The sequence below is a fragment of the Aeromonas sp. HMWF014 genome (assembly GCF_963878295.1).
Lineage (GTDB): Bacteria > Pseudomonadota > Gammaproteobacteria > Enterobacterales > Aeromonadaceae > Aeromonas > Aeromonas popoffii.
The window spans coordinates 1-1,448 of the sequence record NZ_CAWNYS010000024.1; the positions used below are offsets into that span (position 1 = coordinate 1).

General features: G+C 47.4%; 2 protein-coding genes. One reads left to right on the forward strand and one right to left on the reverse strand.

What is annotated here, in order from left to right; all coding sequences use genetic code 11:
* Window positions 1-326: 326 nt before the first annotated feature.
* Window positions 327-518, reverse strand: a complete 192-nt coding sequence (locus tag AAC083_RS00800; protein WP_108537831.1) for a hypothetical protein — start codon at window positions 516-518, stop codon at window positions 327-329.
* 111 nt (window positions 519-629) lie between these two features.
* Here AAC083_RS00800 and AAC083_RS00805 point away from each other — a divergent pair, with 111 nt between their 5' ends.
* Complete coding sequence (locus tag AAC083_RS00805; protein ID WP_258224848.1) at window positions 630-1,082, forward strand: antitoxin Xre/MbcA/ParS toxin-binding domain-containing protein; 453 nt, start codon at window positions 630-632, stop codon at window positions 1,080-1,082.
* The last annotated feature ends 366 nt before the right edge of the window (window positions 1,083-1,448 follow it).

The window sequence follows — 1,448 nt, forward strand, 5'->3', positions numbered from 1 at the left end:
TCTTAAGTTAAGAGGGGCGAAGTGTCTGGATCTTCAAGGGGCCAATCTAGGCCCCTTGAGGATCCAGACACTTCACCCCTCTTAACTTAAGAGGTAGTCTTGAATGACTAGACCACTACACATCCATGCCTCCAGAATGCAAAAAACCCTGCAACGAGGCAGGGTTTCAGTATTTTTTCAACTTCGCACTCAGGGTAGCGACTCTCCCTTGTTTCAACTTCGCACTTAGGGTAGCGACTCTCCCTATGTCTTGATTTTATGACAAGGTGAAGCCGCTAGTCAACATTATTACAGGCATAACCAGCATTGAGCACTCATTTGATATGTTATTTTTGGATCTCTTTGCACTCAAATTTTGGAGGTGTTTTCCAACCTGTAACGCGCCCGCTGCGTTTGTTGATCCTGCGGTATTCATTCCCCAACAGGATTTCCCATTCAGAGCCGTTCTCCGATAGAACCTGAAAAGTAGTCCCAAACTCAATGCCTAAACCTGGTTCAGTACAGACTAACTCGGCCATCAGCCCTCCTCAATGCAGGGGCATTCTGCTGTGAATCTTCCACTCAAAGCGACAGTTTGGAGTAGGATAGCTCATGAAAGGTCGTGTTTGTACAATGAGGAATGCTACATGATGCCCTATGCAACCTATCATCCTGGTAGTGACGCAGCTACTGCGAGCTTTCTCCTGGAAGCTCTTGGTATTCCTCGTGACCCACTAGGAGCACATCTATGGATCGTGGCTGGCGTATCACCGGACATACTCTATCGGCTCGCTGAATTGATGAAGACTGATGTGGGGATGGTTTGCCAGTGGGCTTGTATTAGCCGGAGTACACTGGCCCGCAAGCTGCGGATTGCAGCCCCCCTATCAATATCGCAGGGTGCCAGGGTATATGGAGCTGCACAGGCCCTCGATGCGGTACTCCTCTTCCACAGGAACGATACCGTCAAGGGTGTGTCATGGTTAACCCGCCCAGCCTGGGGCCTCGGTGGAGTCGCTCCAGCAACATTGTTGACTACAGATATGGGGGTTCAGGCAGTTATCCATTTGGTGGGGCGGATTCAGCATGGGGTGTGCCTATAAATTTAGGCCGCCTGCGCGGCCTCATTTTTCAGTTCAAAACATAACGTTAATAAATATGGCATTGTGCATCTTATTTATCAGATATGACTACTCGACATCAATAATAGATGTTTTTGATAAGATGTTGTTGGGTTGTTGCGAAAATGGCTTTTTGTTGTTTTCATTTGCATGTTGGTGCTTTCATACTCTATTGATTTTTATGTGATTAATGTCACGGTCTCAACTGTAGACATATAAAAGAAGAGTATGAGATATTGTGCTGAGCAGGTGCACTTCGCCTGTTTGTTGTTGTTCTTTAAAAAGCCGCACGCAACCACTGGAAATCGATGCCCTAACAGGCGATCCTTCGGGATCATGACCGGCCCC